Source organism: Pseudomonas salmasensis, from assembly GCF_014268375.2.
Classification (GTDB): Bacteria; Pseudomonadota; Gammaproteobacteria; order Pseudomonadales; family Pseudomonadaceae; genus Aquipseudomonas; species Aquipseudomonas salmasensis.
Genome location: NZ_CP077083.1, coordinates 1411442 through 1427398, shown reverse-complemented (window position 1 = coordinate 1427398; position 15957 = coordinate 1411442). Strand labels below are relative to the sequence as shown.

General features: G+C 61.4%; 11 protein-coding genes, 4 tRNA genes and 2 pseudogenes. 14 read left to right on the top strand and 3 right to left on the bottom strand.

The genetic code is table 11. The features are described from left to right. Positions 1-46: 46 nt before the first annotated feature. From uvrB to HU731_RS06055, 10 genes are all read left to right on the top strand, one after another. Positions 47-2062 (top strand): excinuclease ABC subunit UvrB, encoded by a 2016-nt coding sequence (gene uvrB / locus HU731_RS06100; RefSeq protein ID WP_003192575.1) that lies wholly within the window; start codon positions 47-49, stop codon positions 2060-2062. A 183-nt stretch (positions 2063-2245) separates the two neighbouring features. Continuing rightward, a complete protein-coding gene (gene gltX, locus HU731_RS06095) occupies positions 2246-3727 on the top strand; it encodes a glutamate--tRNA ligase (protein ID WP_186606713.1) in 1482 nt (493 codons plus the stop codon). 147 nt (positions 3728-3874) lie between these two features. Beyond that, a tRNA-Ala gene (locus HU731_RS06090) sits at positions 3875-3950 on the top strand. Positions 3951-4029: 79 nt separating this feature from the next. Further along, positions 4030-4105: transfer RNA gene (locus HU731_RS06085), tRNA-Glu, on the top strand. Positions 4106-4155: 50 nt separating this feature from the next. Next, positions 4156-4231: transfer RNA gene (locus HU731_RS06080), tRNA-Ala, on the top strand. 81 nt (positions 4232-4312) lie between these two features. After that, positions 4313-4388 (top strand) — tRNA-Glu (locus HU731_RS06075). A gap of 184 nt (positions 4389-4572) precedes the next feature. Beyond that, positions 4573-5112, top strand: a complete 540-nt coding sequence (locus tag HU731_RS06070) for a TetR/AcrR family transcriptional regulator (RefSeq protein ID WP_186607632.1) — start codon at positions 4573-4575, stop codon at positions 5110-5112. Between the two features lie 14 nt (positions 5113-5126). Beyond that, on the top strand, positions 5127-5960 hold the full coding sequence (locus tag HU731_RS06065) for an alpha/beta hydrolase (RefSeq protein ID WP_186607633.1): 834 nt from the start codon (positions 5127-5129) through the stop codon (positions 5958-5960). Positions 5961-5998: 38 nt separating this feature from the next. Next, complete coding sequence (locus HU731_RS06060; protein WP_003192568.1) at positions 5999-6433, top strand: acyl-CoA thioesterase; 435 nt, start codon at positions 5999-6001, stop codon at positions 6431-6433. Positions 6434-6488: 55 nt separating this feature from the next. Then, complete coding sequence (locus HU731_RS06055) at positions 6489-7448, top strand: tRNA dihydrouridine synthase (RefSeq protein WP_032896135.1); 960 nt, start codon at positions 6489-6491, stop codon at positions 7446-7448. Here the strand turns inward: HU731_RS06055 and HU731_RS06050 are convergent. Together HU731_RS06050 and HU731_RS06045 are read right to left on the bottom strand one after the other, a co-directional pair. Beyond that, the gene (locus tag HU731_RS06050; RefSeq protein WP_186607634.1) at positions 7408-10707 is read right to left on the bottom strand and encodes an EAL domain-containing protein; all 3300 of its coding nucleotides are present in this window, start codon (positions 10705-10707) and stop codon (positions 7408-7410) included. The genes HU731_RS06055 and HU731_RS06050 overlap by 41 nt on opposite strands. Before the next feature lie 66 nt (positions 10708-10773). Then, the gene (locus HU731_RS06045) at positions 10774-11664 is read right to left on the bottom strand and encodes a LysR family transcriptional regulator (RefSeq protein ID WP_186607635.1); all 891 of its coding nucleotides are present in this window, start codon (positions 11662-11664) and stop codon (positions 10774-10776) included. A 140-nt stretch (positions 11665-11804) separates the two neighbouring features. On the opposite strand from HU731_RS06045, the gene leuC reads away from it, so the two are divergent. Both leuC and leuD read left to right on the top strand, forming a co-directional pair. After that, complete coding sequence (leuC, locus tag HU731_RS06040; protein WP_186607636.1) at positions 11805-13223, top strand: 3-isopropylmalate dehydratase large subunit; 1419 nt, start codon at positions 11805-11807, stop codon at positions 13221-13223. Positions 13224-13233: 10 nt separating this feature from the next. Then, positions 13234-13878: a 3-isopropylmalate dehydratase small subunit gene (gene leuD, locus HU731_RS06035; RefSeq protein WP_003192559.1), complete on the top strand. Its 645-nt coding sequence runs from the start codon at positions 13234-13236 to the stop codon at positions 13876-13878. A gap of 5 nt (positions 13879-13883) precedes the next feature. On the opposite strand, the pseudogene HU731_RS28305 reads toward leuD, so the two are convergent. Beyond that, positions 13884-13970 (bottom strand): annotated as a pseudogene (locus HU731_RS28305) (outer membrane lipoprotein carrier protein LolA); the annotation flags it as partial. 41 nt (positions 13971-14011) lie between these two features. On the opposite strand from HU731_RS28305, the pseudogene HU731_RS06030 reads away from it, so the two are divergent. Further along, positions 14012-14776, top strand: a pseudogene (locus HU731_RS06030) (class I SAM-dependent methyltransferase). A 53-nt stretch (positions 14777-14829) separates the two neighbouring features. After that, positions 14830-15912, top strand: coding sequence for a 3-isopropylmalate dehydrogenase (leuB, locus tag HU731_RS06025; RefSeq protein ID WP_017530190.1), 1083 nt, complete (start codon positions 14830-14832; stop codon positions 15910-15912). The last annotated feature ends 45 nt before the right edge of the window (positions 15913-15957 follow it).

The window sequence follows — 15957 nt, the reverse complement described above, 5'->3', positions numbered from 1 at the left end:
TCGTCCCTGGCGGTGTCGAGTCTGGGGTGACTTCACGAGGTACGTTATGTCGGATTTCCAGCTCGTTACCCGTTTTGAACCCGCCGGCGACCAACCGGAAGCCATTCGTCAGATGGTCGAAGGCATCGAAGCCGGCCTGGCGCACCAGACGCTGCTTGGGGTGACCGGTTCCGGCAAGACCTTCAGCATCGCCAACGTGATCGCCCAGACCAACCGCCCAACCCTGGTGCTGGCGCCGAACAAAACCCTGGCGGCGCAGCTCTATGGCGAGTTCAAGGCGTTCTTTCCCAATAACGCGGTGGAGTACTTCGTTTCCTACTACGACTACTACCAGCCCGAAGCCTATGTGCCGTCCTCCGATACTTTTATCGAGAAGGATGCGTCGATCAACGACCACATCGAGCAGATGCGCCTGTCGGCCACCAAGGCGTTGCTTGAGCGCAAGGACGCGATCATCGTTACCACGGTGTCGTGCATCTACGGCTTGGGCAGCCCGGAAACCTATTTGAAAATGGTGCTGCACGTCGACCGTGGCGACAAACTCGACCAGCGCGAACTGTTGCGCCGCCTGGCGAGCCTGCAGTACACCCGTAACGACATGGATTTTGCCCGCGCCACCTTCCGGGTGCGCGGCGATGTGATCGACATCTACCCGGCCGAATCCGACCTGGAAGCCATCCGCATCGAACTGTTCGATGATGAAGTCGAAAGCCTGTCAGCCTTCGACCCGTTGACCGGTGAAGTGATCCGCAAGCTGCCACGCTTCACCTTCTACCCCAAAAGCCACTACGTGACCCCGCGTGAAACCCTGATGGGCGCCATCGAGGGCATCAAGGTCGAGCTGGCCGAGCGCCTGGAATACCTGCGCTCCAACAATAAGCTGGTGGAAGCCCAGCGCCTGGAGCAGCGCACCCGCTTCGACCTGGAGATGATCCTGGAGCTGGGCTACTGCAACGGCATCGAAAACTACTCGCGCTACCTGTCGGGCCGTGATTCCGGGGCGCCGCCACCGACGCTCTATGACTACCTGCCACCGGACGCCTTGCTGGTGATCGACGAATCCCACGTCAGCGTGCCGCAGGTGGGCGCCATGTATAAGGGCGACCGTTCGCGCAAGGAAACCCTGGTGGAGTACGGTTTCCGCCTGCCGTCGGCGCTGGACAACCGGCCGATGCGCTTTGACGAGTGGGAAGCCATCAGCCCGCAGACCATCTTCGTCTCTGCTACGCCCGGCAACTATGAAGCCGAGCACGCGGGCCGCGTTATCGAGCAACTGGTGCGACCCACAGGCCTGGTGGACCCGGAAATCGAAATTCGCCCGGCGCTGACCCAGGTCGACGACTTGCTGTCGGAGATCAACAAGCGCGTGGCCCTGGAAGAGCGGGTGCTGGTCACCACCCTGACCAAGCGCATGTCCGAAGACTTGACCGACTACCTGGCCGACCACGGCGTGCGCGTGCGTTACCTGCACTCGGACATCGACACCGTGGAGCGCGTGGAAATCATCCGCGACCTGCGCCTGGGCACCTTTGATGTGTTGGTGGGGATCAACCTGCTGCGCGAAGGCCTGGACATGCCGGAAGTGTCGCTGGTGGCGATTCTGGACGCAGACAAGGAGGGTTTCCTGCGCTCCGAGCGTTCGTTGATCCAGACCATCGGCCGAGCGGCGCGTAACCTCAATGGCCGCGCGATTCTTTATGCGGACCGAATCACCGGCTCCATGGAGCGGGCGATTGGCGAGACCCAGCGTCGTCGCGACAAGCAGATCGCGTTCAACCTGGAACACGGCATTACCCCCAAAGGCGTGTTCAAGGACGTTGCCGACATCATGGAGGGCGCCACCGTGCCCGGCTCGCGCAGCAAGAAGCGCAAGGGCATGGCCAAGGCCGCCGAAGAGAGCGCCAAGTACGAGAACGAACTGCGCTCGCCGAGTGAGATCACCAAGCGGATTCGACAGCTGGAAGAGAAGATGTACCAGTTGGCGCGGGATCTGGAGTTTGAAGCGGCGGCGCAGACGCGCGATGAGATTGGCAAGTTGCGTGAGCGCCTGTTGGCCGTATAAACCCACCCACTGTAGGAGCGAGCTTGCTCGCGAAAATCGTCAACGATAACGCGGGCCTCCTGGCTAAACGTGGTGTCCTTGCGTTCTTCGCGAGCAAGCTCGCTCCTACAATAAGGCGCTTTGGGCTGTTACCATTCGCCCCTTGTTTGAATTTTCAGTTATATCGCCCATTCGAGACCTGCCATGACCACCGTCCGCACGCGCATTGCGCCATCGCCCACTGGGGATCCCCACGTCGGTACTGCTTACATCGCCCTGTTCAACTACTGCTTTGCCAAGCAGCATGGCGGTGAGTTCATCCTGCGGATCGAAGACACCGATCAACTGCGCTCCACCCGTGAGTCCGAACAGCAGATTTTCGATGCCCTGCGCTGGTTGGGCATTACCTGGGCGGAAGGCCCGGACGTGGGCGGCCCGCACGGCCCGTATCGCCAGAGCGAGCGCAGCGACATCTACAAGCAGTACACCCAGCAACTGGTCGATATGGGCCATGCCTTCCCGTGCTTCTGCACGGCTGAAGAGCTGGACCAGATGCGCGCCGAGCAACAGGCCCGTGGCCAGACCCCGCGCTACGATGGCCGTGCGCTGCTGTTGTCCAAGGAAGAAGTGGCTGCGCGCCTGGCCGCCGGTGAGCCTCACGTCATCCGTATGAAGGTGCCAAGCGAAGGCGTGTGCGTGGTACCGGACATGCTGCGCGGTGACGTCGAGATCCCGTGGGACCGCATGGACATGCAGGTGCTGATGAAGACCGACGGCTTGCCGACGTACTTCCTGGCCAACGTGGTCGATGACCACCTGATGGGCATCACCCATGTGCTGCGCGGCGAAGAGTGGCTGCCATCGGCACCCAAGCTCATCCTGCTGTACGAATACTTTGGCTGGGAGCAACCGCAGCTGTGCTACATGCCGCTGTTGCGTAACCCGGACAAGAGCAAGCTGTCCAAGCGCAAGAACCCCACGTCGGTGACGTTCTACGAGCGCATGGGCTTTATGCCCGAGGCGATGCTCAACTACCTGGGCCGCATGGGCTGGTCGATGCCGGACGAGCGCGAGAAGTTCTCGCTGCAGGAAATGGTCGACAACTTCGACCTGTCCCGCGTCTCCCTCGGCGGGCCGATCTTCGATATCGAGAAACTCTCGTGGCTCAACGGCCAGTGGCTGCGTGACCTGCCGGTGGAGGAGTTTGCCAGCCGCGTGCAGCAGTGGGCGTTGAACCCCGAGTACATGATGAAGATCGCGCCGCTGGTGCAGGGCAGGGTGGAGACCTTCAGCCAGGTCGCACCCTTGGCCAGTTTCTTCTTTGCTGGCGGCGTGAATCCCGATCCCAAGCTGTTCGAGTCCAAGAAGCTTTCCGGTGACCAGGTTCGCCAGCTGATGCAGTTGATCCTGTGGAAGCTTGAAAGCCTGCGTCAGTGGGAGAAGGATGCGATCACCGCGACCATCCAGGCGGTGGTCGAATCCCTGGAGCTCAAGCTGCGTGACGCCATGCCGCTGATGTTTGCCGCAATCACCGGGCAGGCCAGTTCGGTGTCGGTGCTCGATGCGATGGAAATTCTCGGCCCGGACCTGACCCGTTTCCGCCTGCGCCAAGCCCTTGATTTGCTTGGTGGTGTATCGAAGAAAGAAAACAAGGAATGGGAAAAGCTGCTGGGCGCTATCGCTTAAGCAGGCCGCTTGCGGCACGAAACCCCGGTTTTCCGGGGTTTCGTCGGTAAGTGATTGTTATCCCGGCAAAAAATTTTGGAAATTGTTGAAAATAAATTTGACACGTTTCCAAACCGCCATTAAGATTCGCCCCGTCCTCACCGATGAGGGGCTATAGCTCAGCTGGGAGAGCGCTTGCATGGCATGCAAGAGGTCAACGGTTCGATCCCGTTTAGCTCCACCAATTTACAGGTTCAAGGTTCCGGCCACACCGTCCTTGAATTGATCAGGTCTCAGCTCTGATCAGATGTACAGAAGGTTTTGTCCCCTTCGTCTAGTGGCCTAGGACACCGCCCTTTCACGGCGGTAACAGGGGTTCGAGTCCCCTAGGGGACGCCAGTTTCAACAAGCAGCTCGAAAGGTCTGCTGCGTCGCGAGACGAAAAATCCGGGGCTATAGCTCAGCTGGGAGAGCGCTTGCATGGCATGCAAGAGGTCAACGGTTCGATCCCGTTTAGCTCCACCAATTTTACAGGTTCAAGGTTCCGGCCACACCGTCCTTGAATCGATCAGTTCTCAGCGCTGATCAGTTGTATAGAAGGTTTGTGTCCCCTTCGTCTAGTGGCCTAGGACACCGCCCTTTCACGGCGGTAACAGGGGTTCGAGTCCCCTAGGGGACGCCACGATTACCCGCTCTGCGGGATTTTTAAGGGTCATTCAATTATTGAATGGCCCTTTTGTTTGTCTGGCGTTTGGCCAATTCCCTCCTTTATCACCCATTTTTCTGTTCTGACCGGCGGTCGTGCTTGTCGCTTGCCAAATATTATTATGGTAATAATATTCAACCCATGAAAGACGGAGGCTTCGATGAGCGATAAAAAAGCGCAAACCCGCGAACGTATTTTGCAGGCCGCCAGCGCGGCGTTGATCCAGCGTGGCCCGGCTGAACCCAGTGTGGGCGAAGTGATGGGGGCGGCGGGGCTGACGGTCGGAGGCTTCTACGCGCATTTTGAAAGCAAAGACGCCTTGATGCTGGAAGCGTTCAACCAGTTACTGGCGCAGCGCCGCGCCTCCATCGATGACTTGGACGAACAGCTGACCGGCGAAGAGCGCCGCACGCTGGTCGCCGCGTTTTACCTGTCACGCAAGCACCGCGACTCCACGACCCAGGCCTGCCCGTTGCCCGCGACAGTGGGGGAGATGGGGCGCTTGCCGGACGCTTTTCGCGAGGTCTTGAACGAACACGTCGAGTTGATGGCCGCGCAATTGGCCAGCAGCCCAGAAGAGATCGACAAGGCCCTGGCGGACATGGCCTTGATGGTAGGAGGGCTGACCCTGGCGCGGGCGCTGGGGCCGGGCGAGTTATCGGATCGGGTGATACGTGCGGCCAAGTCGGCGGTACGCTAAAAAGGGGACGCAAGATGGGCGCATTGACCTGGGTTCGTGGTTTCAATGGCACGGTGGGGCGCCTTGCGCCGCATGCGGTCGCCAGCAAGATGCGTCGCACCTTCATGACCCCGCGCGATCTGCCGCCGCGTGACTGGGAGCTGCCGTTGTTGGCGCAATCGGAGCGCATCACTCTGCGTTTCGGCCTGTCGGCGTTGCGGTGGGGGCATGGCCCGGCGGTGCTGCTGATGCATGGCTGGGAAGGCCGGCCCACTCAGTTCGCCAGTTTGATCACAGCGTTGGTCGACAACGGCTATTCGGTAATTGCCCTGGACGGTCCCGCCCACGGCCGTTCACCAGGGCGTGAAGCCCATGTGCTGCTGTTTGCCCGCGCCATGCTTGAGGCGGCGGCCGAGCTGCCGCCGCTGTATGCGGTGGTCGGCCATTCCATGGGCGGCGCCAGTGCGATGCTGGCGGTGCAGTTGGGGTTGCGTACACAGGCACTGGTGAGTATTGCCGCACCGTCGCGCTTTCTGGATGTGCTGCGTGGGTTCACCCGCATGGTCGGCTTGCCACCACGGGCGCGCTCAGCCTTTATCCAAGAGGTGGAGTTGAGCATGGGCATGCCGCTCAAGCATCTGGACGTGGCCCACTACCAACTGAATATTCCCGGCCTGATCGTGCACGCCGAAGACGACACCTTTGTTCCGGTCAGGGCGGCTCAAGCCATTCACGAAGCCTGGTTCGACAGCCGCCTGCTGCGCCTGGAGCAGGGCGGCCACCAGACAGTGCTCGCCGACCCGCAGGTGATCGACGCTGTACTCGCCCTATTGGCCGGCTGCCGTCTACAGGAGCGCCAGAGCGCCTGATACACTGCCCCGCCGACATCAATCGACTGGAGCAAGGCATGGGCTGGGATTTGGCAACGCCGTTCATCATCGATCTGCAGGTTGCGGCTGAGGACATCGACGGCCTGGGGCACGCCAATAATGCGGTGTACGTCTCATGGCTGGAGCGTTGTGCCTGGCGCCATTCCCAGCGCCTGGGGCTGGACCTCACCGAGTATCGCCGCCTGGACCGCGCCATGGCCGTGGTGCGCCATGAGATCGACTACCTGGCAGCAGGCTATGAGGGCGATGAGTTACAACTGGCCACCTGGATCGTCGATTGGGACCAACGGCTGAAAATGACCCGTCGTTTCCAGCTGGTACGCCCCCGCGACGGCGCGACCCTACTGCGTGCGCAAACAACCTTCGTGTGCATTGAGTTGTCCAGCGGCAAGCCCAAGCGCATGCCCGCCGAGTTTATTGACGGTTACGGCCCCGCCCTGACAGGGGGTTAACGGTTGCCGCTGGAAACCCAGTAAACTGCGCCACGATTTTTGTTGAGTGTTTTCCATGCAAATTGCTTTGGCGCCCATGGAGGGGTTGGTCGACAACATCCTGCGGGACGTGTTGACCCACGTGGGCGGTATCGACTGGTGTGTGACCGAATTTATCCGTGTTAACGACCGCCTGCTCACGCCTGCCTATTTCCACAAGCTCGCGCCTGAACTGCTGCACGGTGCCCACACGGCGGCCGGTGTGCCGTTGCGGGTGCAATTGCTCGGTTCCGATCCGGTGTGCCTGGCGGAAAATGCCGCCCTGGCCTGTGAGTTGGGCTCTGAGGTCATCGACCTGAACTTCGGTTGCCCGGCCAAGACCGTGAATAAATCCCGAGGTGGCGCGGTGCTGCTCAAGGAGCCTGAGCTGCTCAACCAGATCGTCGAGCACGTGCGTCGCGCCGTACCCGCGCATATTCCCGTGACCGCCAAGATGCGTCTGGGCTTCGACAGCCCGGATGGCGCGCTGGTGTGCGCCACGGCCCTGGCCGAGGGCGGCGCGGCGCATATTGTGGTGCATGCGCGCACCAAGGCCGATGGCTACAAGCCGCCGGCCCATTGGGAGTGGATCCCGCGGGTGCAGGACGTGGTCAAGGTGCCGGTGTTTGCCAATGGCGATATCTGGAGCGTCGAAGACTGGAAGCGCTGCCGCGAAATCAGCGGTGCCGAAGACATCATGCTGGGCCGTGGCCTGGTAGCGCGGCCCGATCTGGCACGGCAGATTGTGGCGGCCAAAGCCGGCGAAGAGGTAGTCGAGATGACCTGGGCGCAGATGCAGCCGATGCTTCAGGAGTTCTGGCGCCAGTCGGTGGCGCAACTCACGGAAAAGCAGGCGCCTGGCCGCTTGAAGCAATGGCTGGCGATGCTCACGCGCAACTACCCGGAGGCAGTGGAGTTGTTCACCGCCCTGCGCCGCGAGACGGACTTGAACCAAGTCAGCCGCCTGCTGGGTATGCCGCATCCAGCAGCCGCCTGAACCCCTCGATCGGCAACGGTCGGCTGTGCAAATACCCCTGGAATAAATGGCAGCCCAGCTTTTGCAGGAATGCCAACTGCTCCAGGGTTTCCACCCCCTCGGCGATGACTTCCAGGTTCAAGCTGCGCGCCATCGCCACAATGGCGCGGATGATTTCTGCATCATTGGGGTCGTGGGTCGCATCGCGCACGAACGACTGATCAATCTTCAGCGCGTCCACCGGCAGGCGCTTGAGGTAGGTCAAGGATGAGTAGCCGGTGCCGAAATCATCCATCGCAAAGCTCACGCCAAGTTTTTTCAGGCGGCGCATCTTCACCACGGTGTCGTCCAGGTTCTGGATCACGATGCCTTCGGTAATTTCCAGTTTCAGCAGGCTGAACGGCAGGCCGTGTTGCTTGAGGCTGTGCTCCACCCGTTCCACAAAGTCGTTCTGGCGAAACTGCCGGGGGCTGATGTTCACGCACAGGCTGAAATTGAGTGGGTCCACCAGGCCGTCGGCAATCAACTGGGCGAAGGCGCCGCAGGCTTCATCGAGAATCCAGGTGCCGACCTCCAGGATCAGGCCGCTGTCTTCCAATACCTTGATAAATTCCGCCGGCGACTGCGCGCCCAACTGAGGATGCTGCCAGCGCACCAGGGCTTCGGCGCCGACTATCCTGTTGCCGCGCGCATCTACCTGGGGTTGGTAATGCACGCTGAATTCGCCGCGTGACAAGGCCAGGCGCAAGTCGGTCTCCATGCGCAGGCGCTCGCTGGCGGTTTTTTGCATGCTGTTGTGGAACATCTGCGTGGTGTTGCGCCCGGAGTCCTTGGCGCGGTACAGGGCGATGTCGGCACGCTTGAGCAGATCGGCGGGTGTGATGCCGTGGTCGGGGATCAACGCCACGCCGATGCTCGGCGTGACCTGCAGCCGATGGCCGTCGAGAAACATCGGTTCCGAAAGCAATTCGCGCAGGGTATCGGCCAGCGCTTGCACCTGGCTGCTGACCGTCTGGCGGGTGCCCTCCAGGCCGCTGAGCAATACTACAAACTCATCGCCGCCCAGGCGCGCCACGGTGTCCTCCATGCGCACGCTAGCCTCCAGGCGCGCGGTGACGATTTTCAGCACGGTGTCGCCAACGGGGTGGCCGAGGGAGTCGTTGATGTGCTTGAAGTGGTCCAGGTCCAGAAACAGCAGGGCGCCGCGCAGGTTGTGGCGCTTGAGCAGGGCGATCTGCTGGCTCAGGCGGTCCATCAACAGTGCGCGGTTCGGCAGGTTGGTCAGCGGGTCGTGATAGGCCAGGTGACGGATCTGCGCCTGGGCGTTCTTCAATAGGCTCACATCCCGCGCGGTCAGCAGCAGGCAGGGGGTTTCATTCAGGGTGATCGGCTCTACCGAGACCTCCACCGCCAGCACCTCGTTACGCTTGTTGCGCCAGAGCATTTCCAGGTGGTGAATGCGCCCCTTGATCTGCAACTCGGCCAACAGTGCGGTGCGCTGGTTCTCGTCGGCCCAAATGCCGATCTGGTACAGGGTCAGGCCGATGGTCTCTTCGGTGCGATAACCGGTCAGGCGGCAAAAGCCGTCGTTGACCTCTACATAACGGCCGGTGTCGCGTTCGGTGATGGAGATCGCATCGGGGCTGGAGTGGAACGCCTTGGCGAACTTCTCTTCACTGGCCTTGAGTGCGGCTTCCGAGCGTTGCTGCTGGGTGATATCGCGCAGCGTAGTGACGATGCACGGCTGGTCGCTGACTTTGATCAAGCGGCTGGAAATCATGCAGGTCAGGCTTTGGCCGTCCTTGTGATGCACCACGATCGCCACATTGCTCAGGGCCTGTTCGCGTATCACCTGCTCGATGCGCTGCAGGCGCTTGCTGGAATCGTCCCACAGGCCGATTTGTTCGGCGCTTTTGTCGAGCACTTCGGCGGCTGTAAAGCCAAACGTCTGGGTAAACGCCGGGTTGATCTCGATAAACGCGCCGCTCTCCAGGCAGGTGACGCAGATCGGGTCGGGGCTGGCCTGGAACAGGCTGGCGAACTTTTCCTCCGAGGCGGTCAGCCGTTGCTCGCGCTCGACCTGGTCGGTGATGTCCAGCAAGGTGCCGGCCATGCGCAGGGGCTTGCCCGACTCATCGCGATACAGGCGTGCGCGGCTCTCCAGGTAGCGCGGGCTGCCGTCTTCCATTTGCACGCGATAGGTCAGCTGATAGTTGCCGTCCGGGCCTTCGCGCAAACTGCGGTAAGCATGGCGCATGCCCTCGCGGTCCTCATCGGACATGCCTTCAAAAAACGCTTCGAAAGACTCATGAAACGGCGCTGGCTCCAGCCCGTGCAATTGGGCGGCACGCGCTGAGCCGTAGAGCATGCCGCTGGGGATGTGCCAGTCCCAGGTGCCCAGTTGCGCAGAGTCCAGGGCCAGGTCCAGGCGCTCCTGGCTGTCTTTGAGCGCGCTTTCGGCGTTTTTGCGTTCGGTAGTGTCCAGGAACGTGCTGATCAGGTACGCCTCGCCGTCCAGTTCGACCTTTTGTGCGCTGAGGGTGCCGTCATGGATCTGGCCGTTGCTGGCGCAGAACTGCACTTCCATGGTGATGGGTTCGCCTTTGCGCTGCGTGGCCTTGACCAGCAGCGCCCGCTGTTCCGGGTTTCGCCACAAGCCCAGTTCCAATGTGGTACGGCCGATGGCATCGGCCACCGGCCAGCCGAACAGCATCTCGAAATACTGGTTGGCTTCGCTGATCAAACCGTCAGCCTGGCGGGTCAGCAGCACCATGTTCGGGCACAGGTGGAACAGGGTGGCGAAGCGCTTTTCCGAGTGGCTGAGGGCGTGTTCACGGTCGCGTTGGTGAGTGATCTCGCGGATCACCCCGATCATGCGCCGCCGCCCGGCCTTGTCGGGAACCAGGCTGCCGCTGATTTCCAGCCAGTGCTGGCTGCCATCGGGCCATTGGATACGGTGATGCATGGCGCGGTCGAACGGCTCTCCGGCGAGCACCGCATGAAAGCCGCGCAGCACCCGCGCACTGTCTTGCGGGGCCAGCAGGTCGAGGTAGTCGAGGTCCTTGGGCAGAGGCTGGCGCGGGTCAAAGCCGAATAACGCCTGGGTACCCCGCGACCAGCTGATTCTTCCCGTGTCGATTTCCCAGCACCAGGCACCCAGCCGCGCGGCATTGAGGGCCGTCAGCAGTTGCGGGGCGCTGTCCCAGCTTTGTTCCGCCGCTTGAGGGTCCAGGGCGTAGATGCGGGGCAGGGGTGGAACCGGGTCAACGGGGTTGCGCATTATCAAAGGGCCTTGGCTCATTGAGAAAACCGCGCGGTTTGACCTAAACCCCTGGCCCACACAGTGTCATGCCGGTAACCCTGGCAGATCGACCTGTGCATCCAACAGGCTCATGAAAGCCCGCGCAGCGTTCGACAGCGTCCTTTCGGTGTGCACGATATAGCCTAGCTGGCGACTGAGCTGTATGCCCGGCAAAGCGATACTTGCCACCTGATCGTCGAGCATGGTGCGCGGCAACACGCTCCAGGCCAGGCCGATGGAGACCATCATCTTGATGGTTTCCAGGTAGTTAGTGCTCATCGCAATATTGGGCGTGAGGCCCTGGGCCTCGAACAGGCGGCTGACAATATGGTGGGTAAAGGTGTTGCCGCCGGGAAACACCGCTGGATGCCCGGCGATATCGGCCAGGCTGACGGAGCCGTTGCTGATCAGGCTGTGTTCGGGCGCCACCACAAAATCCAGCGGGTCGTCCCACACGCGGGTAGCTTGCACCAGGTTGTGGGGCTCTGGCGCCAGGGTGATCACCGCGACTTCCGCACGGCCGTGGAGGATTTCTTCGTAGGCTACTTCTGAATCCAGAAACTGAATATCCAACGCCACCTTCGGATATTGCCGGGTGAAGGTGCGCAGGATCGGCGGCAGGCGATGCAGGCCGATATGGTGGCTGGTGGCCAGTGTTAGGCGCCCGCTGACTTCGCCGGTGAGGTTGGTCAGGGCCCGGCGGGTGTCGTCCAGCACGTTGAGGATTTGATAGGCGCGGGGCAGCAAGGCCCGCCCGGCCTCGGTCAAGCCGACTTCGCGGCCCAGGCGGTCGAACAGCCGTACCTTCAATTGTTGTTCCAGGCCGGCGATGCGCTTGCTGATGGCCGGCTGGGTGAGGTGCAAGCGTTCGCCGGCACCGGAGAAGCTGCCGGTCTCGGCGATAGCGATAAAGGCGTTGAGGTTGGCCAGGTCCATGGTGCTATTCCAGTTGGTAATCCAAAGCATAAAAAATATGAATTTGAGTTATTTAATGTAGCGCCATACCATCAGCCTCACAAGCCAAAGGGTTATTGAAAAGCCCGGCGTATAGAAGCACCGCTGATGAGGACCGACTGATGGCCGGCAAAACGCTTTACGACAAGCTTTGGGATTCCCATGAAGTGAAACGTCGCGATGATGGATCGTCGCTGATCTATATCGACCGTCACATCATCCATGAAGTGACCTCGCCCCAAGCGTTCGAAGGCCTGCGACTGGCCGGGCGCAAGCCTTGGCGCGTCGACTCCATCATCGCCACGCCAGACCACAACGTGCCCACCACCCCTGAGCGCAAAGGCGGCATCGAAGCCATTGCCGACCAGGTCTCGCGGTTGCAGGTGCAGACCCTCGACGACTATTGCGACGAGTACGGCATCACCGAATTCAAGATGAATGACGTGCGCCAAGGCATCGTCCATGTCATCGGCCCGGAGCAGGGTGCCACCTTGCCGGGCATGACCGTGGTCTGCGGTGACTCTCACACCTCTACCCACGGTGCATTCGGCGCCCTGGCCCACGGCATCGGCACGTCCGAGGTGGAGCATGTGTTCGCCACCCAGTGCCTGGTGGCCAAGAAAATGAAGAACATGCTGGTGCGTGTCGAAGGCCAATTGCCGTTTGGCGTGACCGCCAAAGACATCGTGCTCGCCGTGATCGGCAAGATCGGCACCGCCGGCGGTAACGGTCATGCCATCGAGTTCGCCGGCAGTGCAATCCGCGACCTGTCCATCGAAGGCCGCATGACCATCTGCAACATGTCCATCGAAGCCGGTGCCCGCGTGGGCATGGTGGCCGCGGACGAAAAAACCGTCGAATACGTCAAGGGGCGCCCGTTCGCGCCGCAAGGCGCCGAGTGGTTTGCTGCCGTCGAAGCGTGGAAAGACCTGGTCTCCGACGCCGATGCGGTGTTCGACACCGTTGTCGAACTCGACGCTGCGCAGATCAAGCCGCAAGTCAGCTGGGGCACTTCGCCCGAAATGGTCCTGGCAGTCGACCAGAACGTGCCGGACCCGGCCAAAGAGGCCGACCTGGTCAAGCGCGGCTCCATCGAGCGCGCCTTGAAATACATGGGGTTGACCGCTAATCAGGCGATCACCGATATTCAGTTGGACCGTGTATTTATCGGCTCCTGCACCAACTCGCGGATCGAAGACCTGCGCGCCGCGGCAGTGATCGCCAAGGGCCGCAAGGTGGCCTCGACCATCAAACAAGCCATTGTGGTGCCAGGTTCCGGGCTGGTTAAAGCCCAGGCGGAAGCCGAAGGGCTAGACAAGATCTTCCTCGAAGCCGGTTTTGAATGGCGTGAGCCGGGCTGCTCGATGTGCCTGGCGATGAATCCGGACCGCCTGGAGTCGGGCGAGCATTGCGCGTCGACCTCCAACCGTAACTTCGAAGGGCGCCAAGGCGCGGGTGGGCGTACTCACCTGGTGAGCCCGGCCATGGCCGCCGCTGCTGCCGTCAACGGTCGTTTCATCGACGTTCGCGAATTGATCTGAGGAAACCCCTATGAGAGCTTTTACCCAACACACAGGCCTTGTAGCGCCGTTGGACCGTGCCAATGTGGACACCGACCAGATCATCCCAAAGCAATTCTTGAAGTCGATCAAGCGCACCGGTTTCGGCCCTAACCTGTTCGACGAGTGGCGCTACCTGGACGTGGGCTACGCCTATCAGGACAACTCCAAGCGCCCGCTGAACAAGGACTTTGTGCTCAACGCCGAGCGCTACCAGGGCGCCAGCGTGTTGCTGGCCCGGGAAAATTTCGGCTGCGGCTCCAGCCGCGAGCACGCCCCGTGGGCTCTGGAAGAATACGGCTTTCGCAGCATCATCGCGCCGAGCTACGCCGATATCTTCTTCAACAACAGCTTCAAGAACGGCTTGTTGCCGATCATCTTGAGCGACGCAGAAGTGGACGAGTTGTTCCAGCAAGTGGAGGCCAATGTCGGCTACCAGCTGACGGTAGACCTGGCCGCGCAGACCGTGACCCGCCCGGATGGCAAGGTGTACCACTTTGAAGTGGATGCCTTCCGCAAGCACTGCCTGATCAACGGCCTGGACGACATCGGCCTGACCTTGCAGGACGGCGATGCGATTGCTGCGTTTGAAGCCAAGCATCGGGCGAGCCAGCCCTGGTTGTTTCGCGATGCCTGACCCTTTGTAGGAGCGAGCTTGCTCGCGAAAAACTCAAGGGCACCGTGGGGCATCAAATGCCCCGCGTTATCGTTGACGATCTTCGCGAGCAAGCTCGCTCCTACAAATAAGCACCGTTCATAAGGAGCTTTTCATGACCACCACCGCCCACACCCAAGTCGTGCAAAAACAATTCGGCGAGCAAGCCTCGGCCTACCTGAGCAGTGCCGTGCACGCCCAGGGCGCCGAATTCGCCGTGCTGCAAGCCGAGCTGGCCGGGCAGGGCGCTGCACGCCTGCTGGACCTGGGCTGCGGTGCCGGTCATGTCAGCTTCCACGTGGCGCCTCTGGTCAAAGAGGTGGTGGCCTACGACCTGTCCCAGCCTATGCTCGACGTGGTAGCCGCCGCCGCCAAAGACCGCAACCTGACCAACATCCGCACCGTGCACGGCGCCGCTGAGCGCCTGCCCTTCGCTGACGGTGAATTCGACTTCGTATTCAGCCGTTATTCGGCCCATCACTGGAGCGACCTCGGCCTGGCCCTGCGTGAAGTGCGCCGGGTGCTCAAGCCGGGCGGCGTAGCGGCATTTGTGGATGTCTTGTCACCGGGCAGCCCGCTGTTGGACACTTACCTGCAAACCGTCGAAGTGCTGCGTGACACCAGCCATGTGCGTGATTACTCCGGCGCCGAGTGGATGCGCCAGTTGAGTGAGGCTGGCCTGCACGTACGCAACAGCAGCCGCCAGCGCTTGCGCCTGGAATAAACCTCGTGGGTCGAGCGCATGCGCACGCCACAGGTACTGCGTGCAGCAATCCTTGAGCTGCAAAAGGCCATGGGCCAGGAAGTACGCGATTATTACGAAATTCAAGCCGACGGCACCTTCAGCACCGATGTGCTGGTGGTCTTCGCCGAACGCTGATTGATTTTTCCCGACCTGCCCACGGGCGGGTCGCTTGATGAAATGAGGAACCCATGAGCAAGCAGATTCTGATTCTCCCTGGCGACGGTATTGGTCCGGAAATCATGGCCGAAGCGGTCAAGGTCCTTGAGCTTGCCAACAGCAAGTACAGCCTGGGCTTCGAGCTGAGCCACGACGTGATCGGCGGCGCGGCCATCGACAAGCACGGCGTGCCCCTGGCCGACGAGACCCTCGACCGTGCCCGCGCTGCCGATGCCGTGCTGCTCGGCGCCGTGGGTGGGCCGAAATGGGACAAGATCGAACGTGACATTCGCCCTGAGCGCGGCCTGCTGAAGATTCGTGCGCAACTGGGCCTGTTCGGTAACCTGCGCCCGGCCATCCTCTACCCGCAACTGGCTGACGCGTCGAGCCTCAAGCCAGAAGTGGTGGCGGGCCTGGATATCCTCATCGTGCGCGAGCTGACCGGCGGTATCTACTTCGGCTCGCCACGGGGTGTGCGCGAGTTGGAAAATGGTGAGCGTCAGGCCTATGACACGCTGCCATACAGCGAGAGCGAAATCCGCCGTATCGCCCGTGTCGGTTTCGACATGGCGCGCGTGCGCGGTAAAAAGGTCTGCTCGGTGGATAAAGCCAACGTGCTGGCCTCCAGCCAACTGTGGCGTGAAATCGTCGAAGAAGTCGCCAAGGATTACCCGGACGTCGAGCTGAGCCACATGTACGTCGACAACGCCGCCATGCAACTGGTGCGCGCACCCAAGCAGTTCGACGTGATCGTCACCGACAACCTGTTCGGCGACATCCTGTCCGACCAGGCGTCGATGCTCACCGGTTCCATCGGCATGCTGCCGTCGGCATCCCTGGATACCAACAATAAAGGCATGTACGAGCCGTGCCACGGTTCGGCGCCAGACATCGCGGGGCAGGGCATTGCCAACCCGTTGGCGACCATTTTGTCGGTGTCGATGATGCTGCGTTACAGCTTCAACCTGAGCGATGCCGCGGACGCAATCGAGAAGGCCGTCAGCCTGGTGCTGGATCAGGGCTTGCGCACCGGCGACATCTGGTCCCAGGGTTGCACCAAGGTCGGGACGCAAGAAATGGGCGACGCAGTAGTCGCCGCGCTGCGGAATCTGTAATCTCTCGGGCCCGCTTGCAGTTGTTGCTGCAAGGCGGCCCACTTT

Excerpts from the sequence above, each read along its gene's own strand:
- uvrB (WP_003192575.1), top strand. The coding sequence starts at position 47 with ATGTCGGATTTCCAGCTCGTTACCCGTTTTGAACCCGCCGGCGACCAA.
- gltX (WP_186606713.1), top strand. The coding sequence starts at position 2,246 with ATGACCACCGTCCGCACGCGCATTGCGCCATCGCCCACTGGGGATCCC.
- HU731_RS06070 (WP_186607632.1), top strand. The coding sequence starts at position 4,573 with ATGAGCGATAAAAAAGCGCAAACCCGCGAACGTATTTTGCAGGCCGCC.
- HU731_RS06065 (WP_186607633.1), top strand. The coding sequence starts at position 5,127 with ATGGGCGCATTGACCTGGGTTCGTGGTTTCAATGGCACGGTGGGGCGC.
- HU731_RS06060 (WP_003192568.1), top strand. The coding sequence starts at position 5,999 with ATGGGCTGGGATTTGGCAACGCCGTTCATCATCGATCTGCAGGTTGCG.
- HU731_RS06055 (WP_032896135.1), top strand. The coding sequence starts at position 6,489 with ATGCAAATTGCTTTGGCGCCCATGGAGGGGTTGGTCGACAACATCCTG.
- HU731_RS06050 (WP_186607634.1), bottom strand. The coding sequence starts at position 10,707 with ATGCGCAACCCCGTTGACCCGGTTCCACCCCTGCCCCGCATCTACGCC.
- HU731_RS06045 (WP_186607635.1), bottom strand. The coding sequence starts at position 11,664 with ATGGACCTGGCCAACCTCAACGCCTTTATCGCTATCGCCGAGACCGGC.
- leuC (WP_186607636.1), top strand. The coding sequence starts at position 11,805 with ATGGCCGGCAAAACGCTTTACGACAAGCTTTGGGATTCCCATGAAGTG.
- leuD (WP_003192559.1), top strand. The coding sequence starts at position 13,234 with ATGAGAGCTTTTACCCAACACACAGGCCTTGTAGCGCCGTTGGACCGT.
- leuB (WP_017530190.1), top strand. The coding sequence starts at position 14,830 with ATGAGCAAGCAGATTCTGATTCTCCCTGGCGACGGTATTGGTCCGGAA.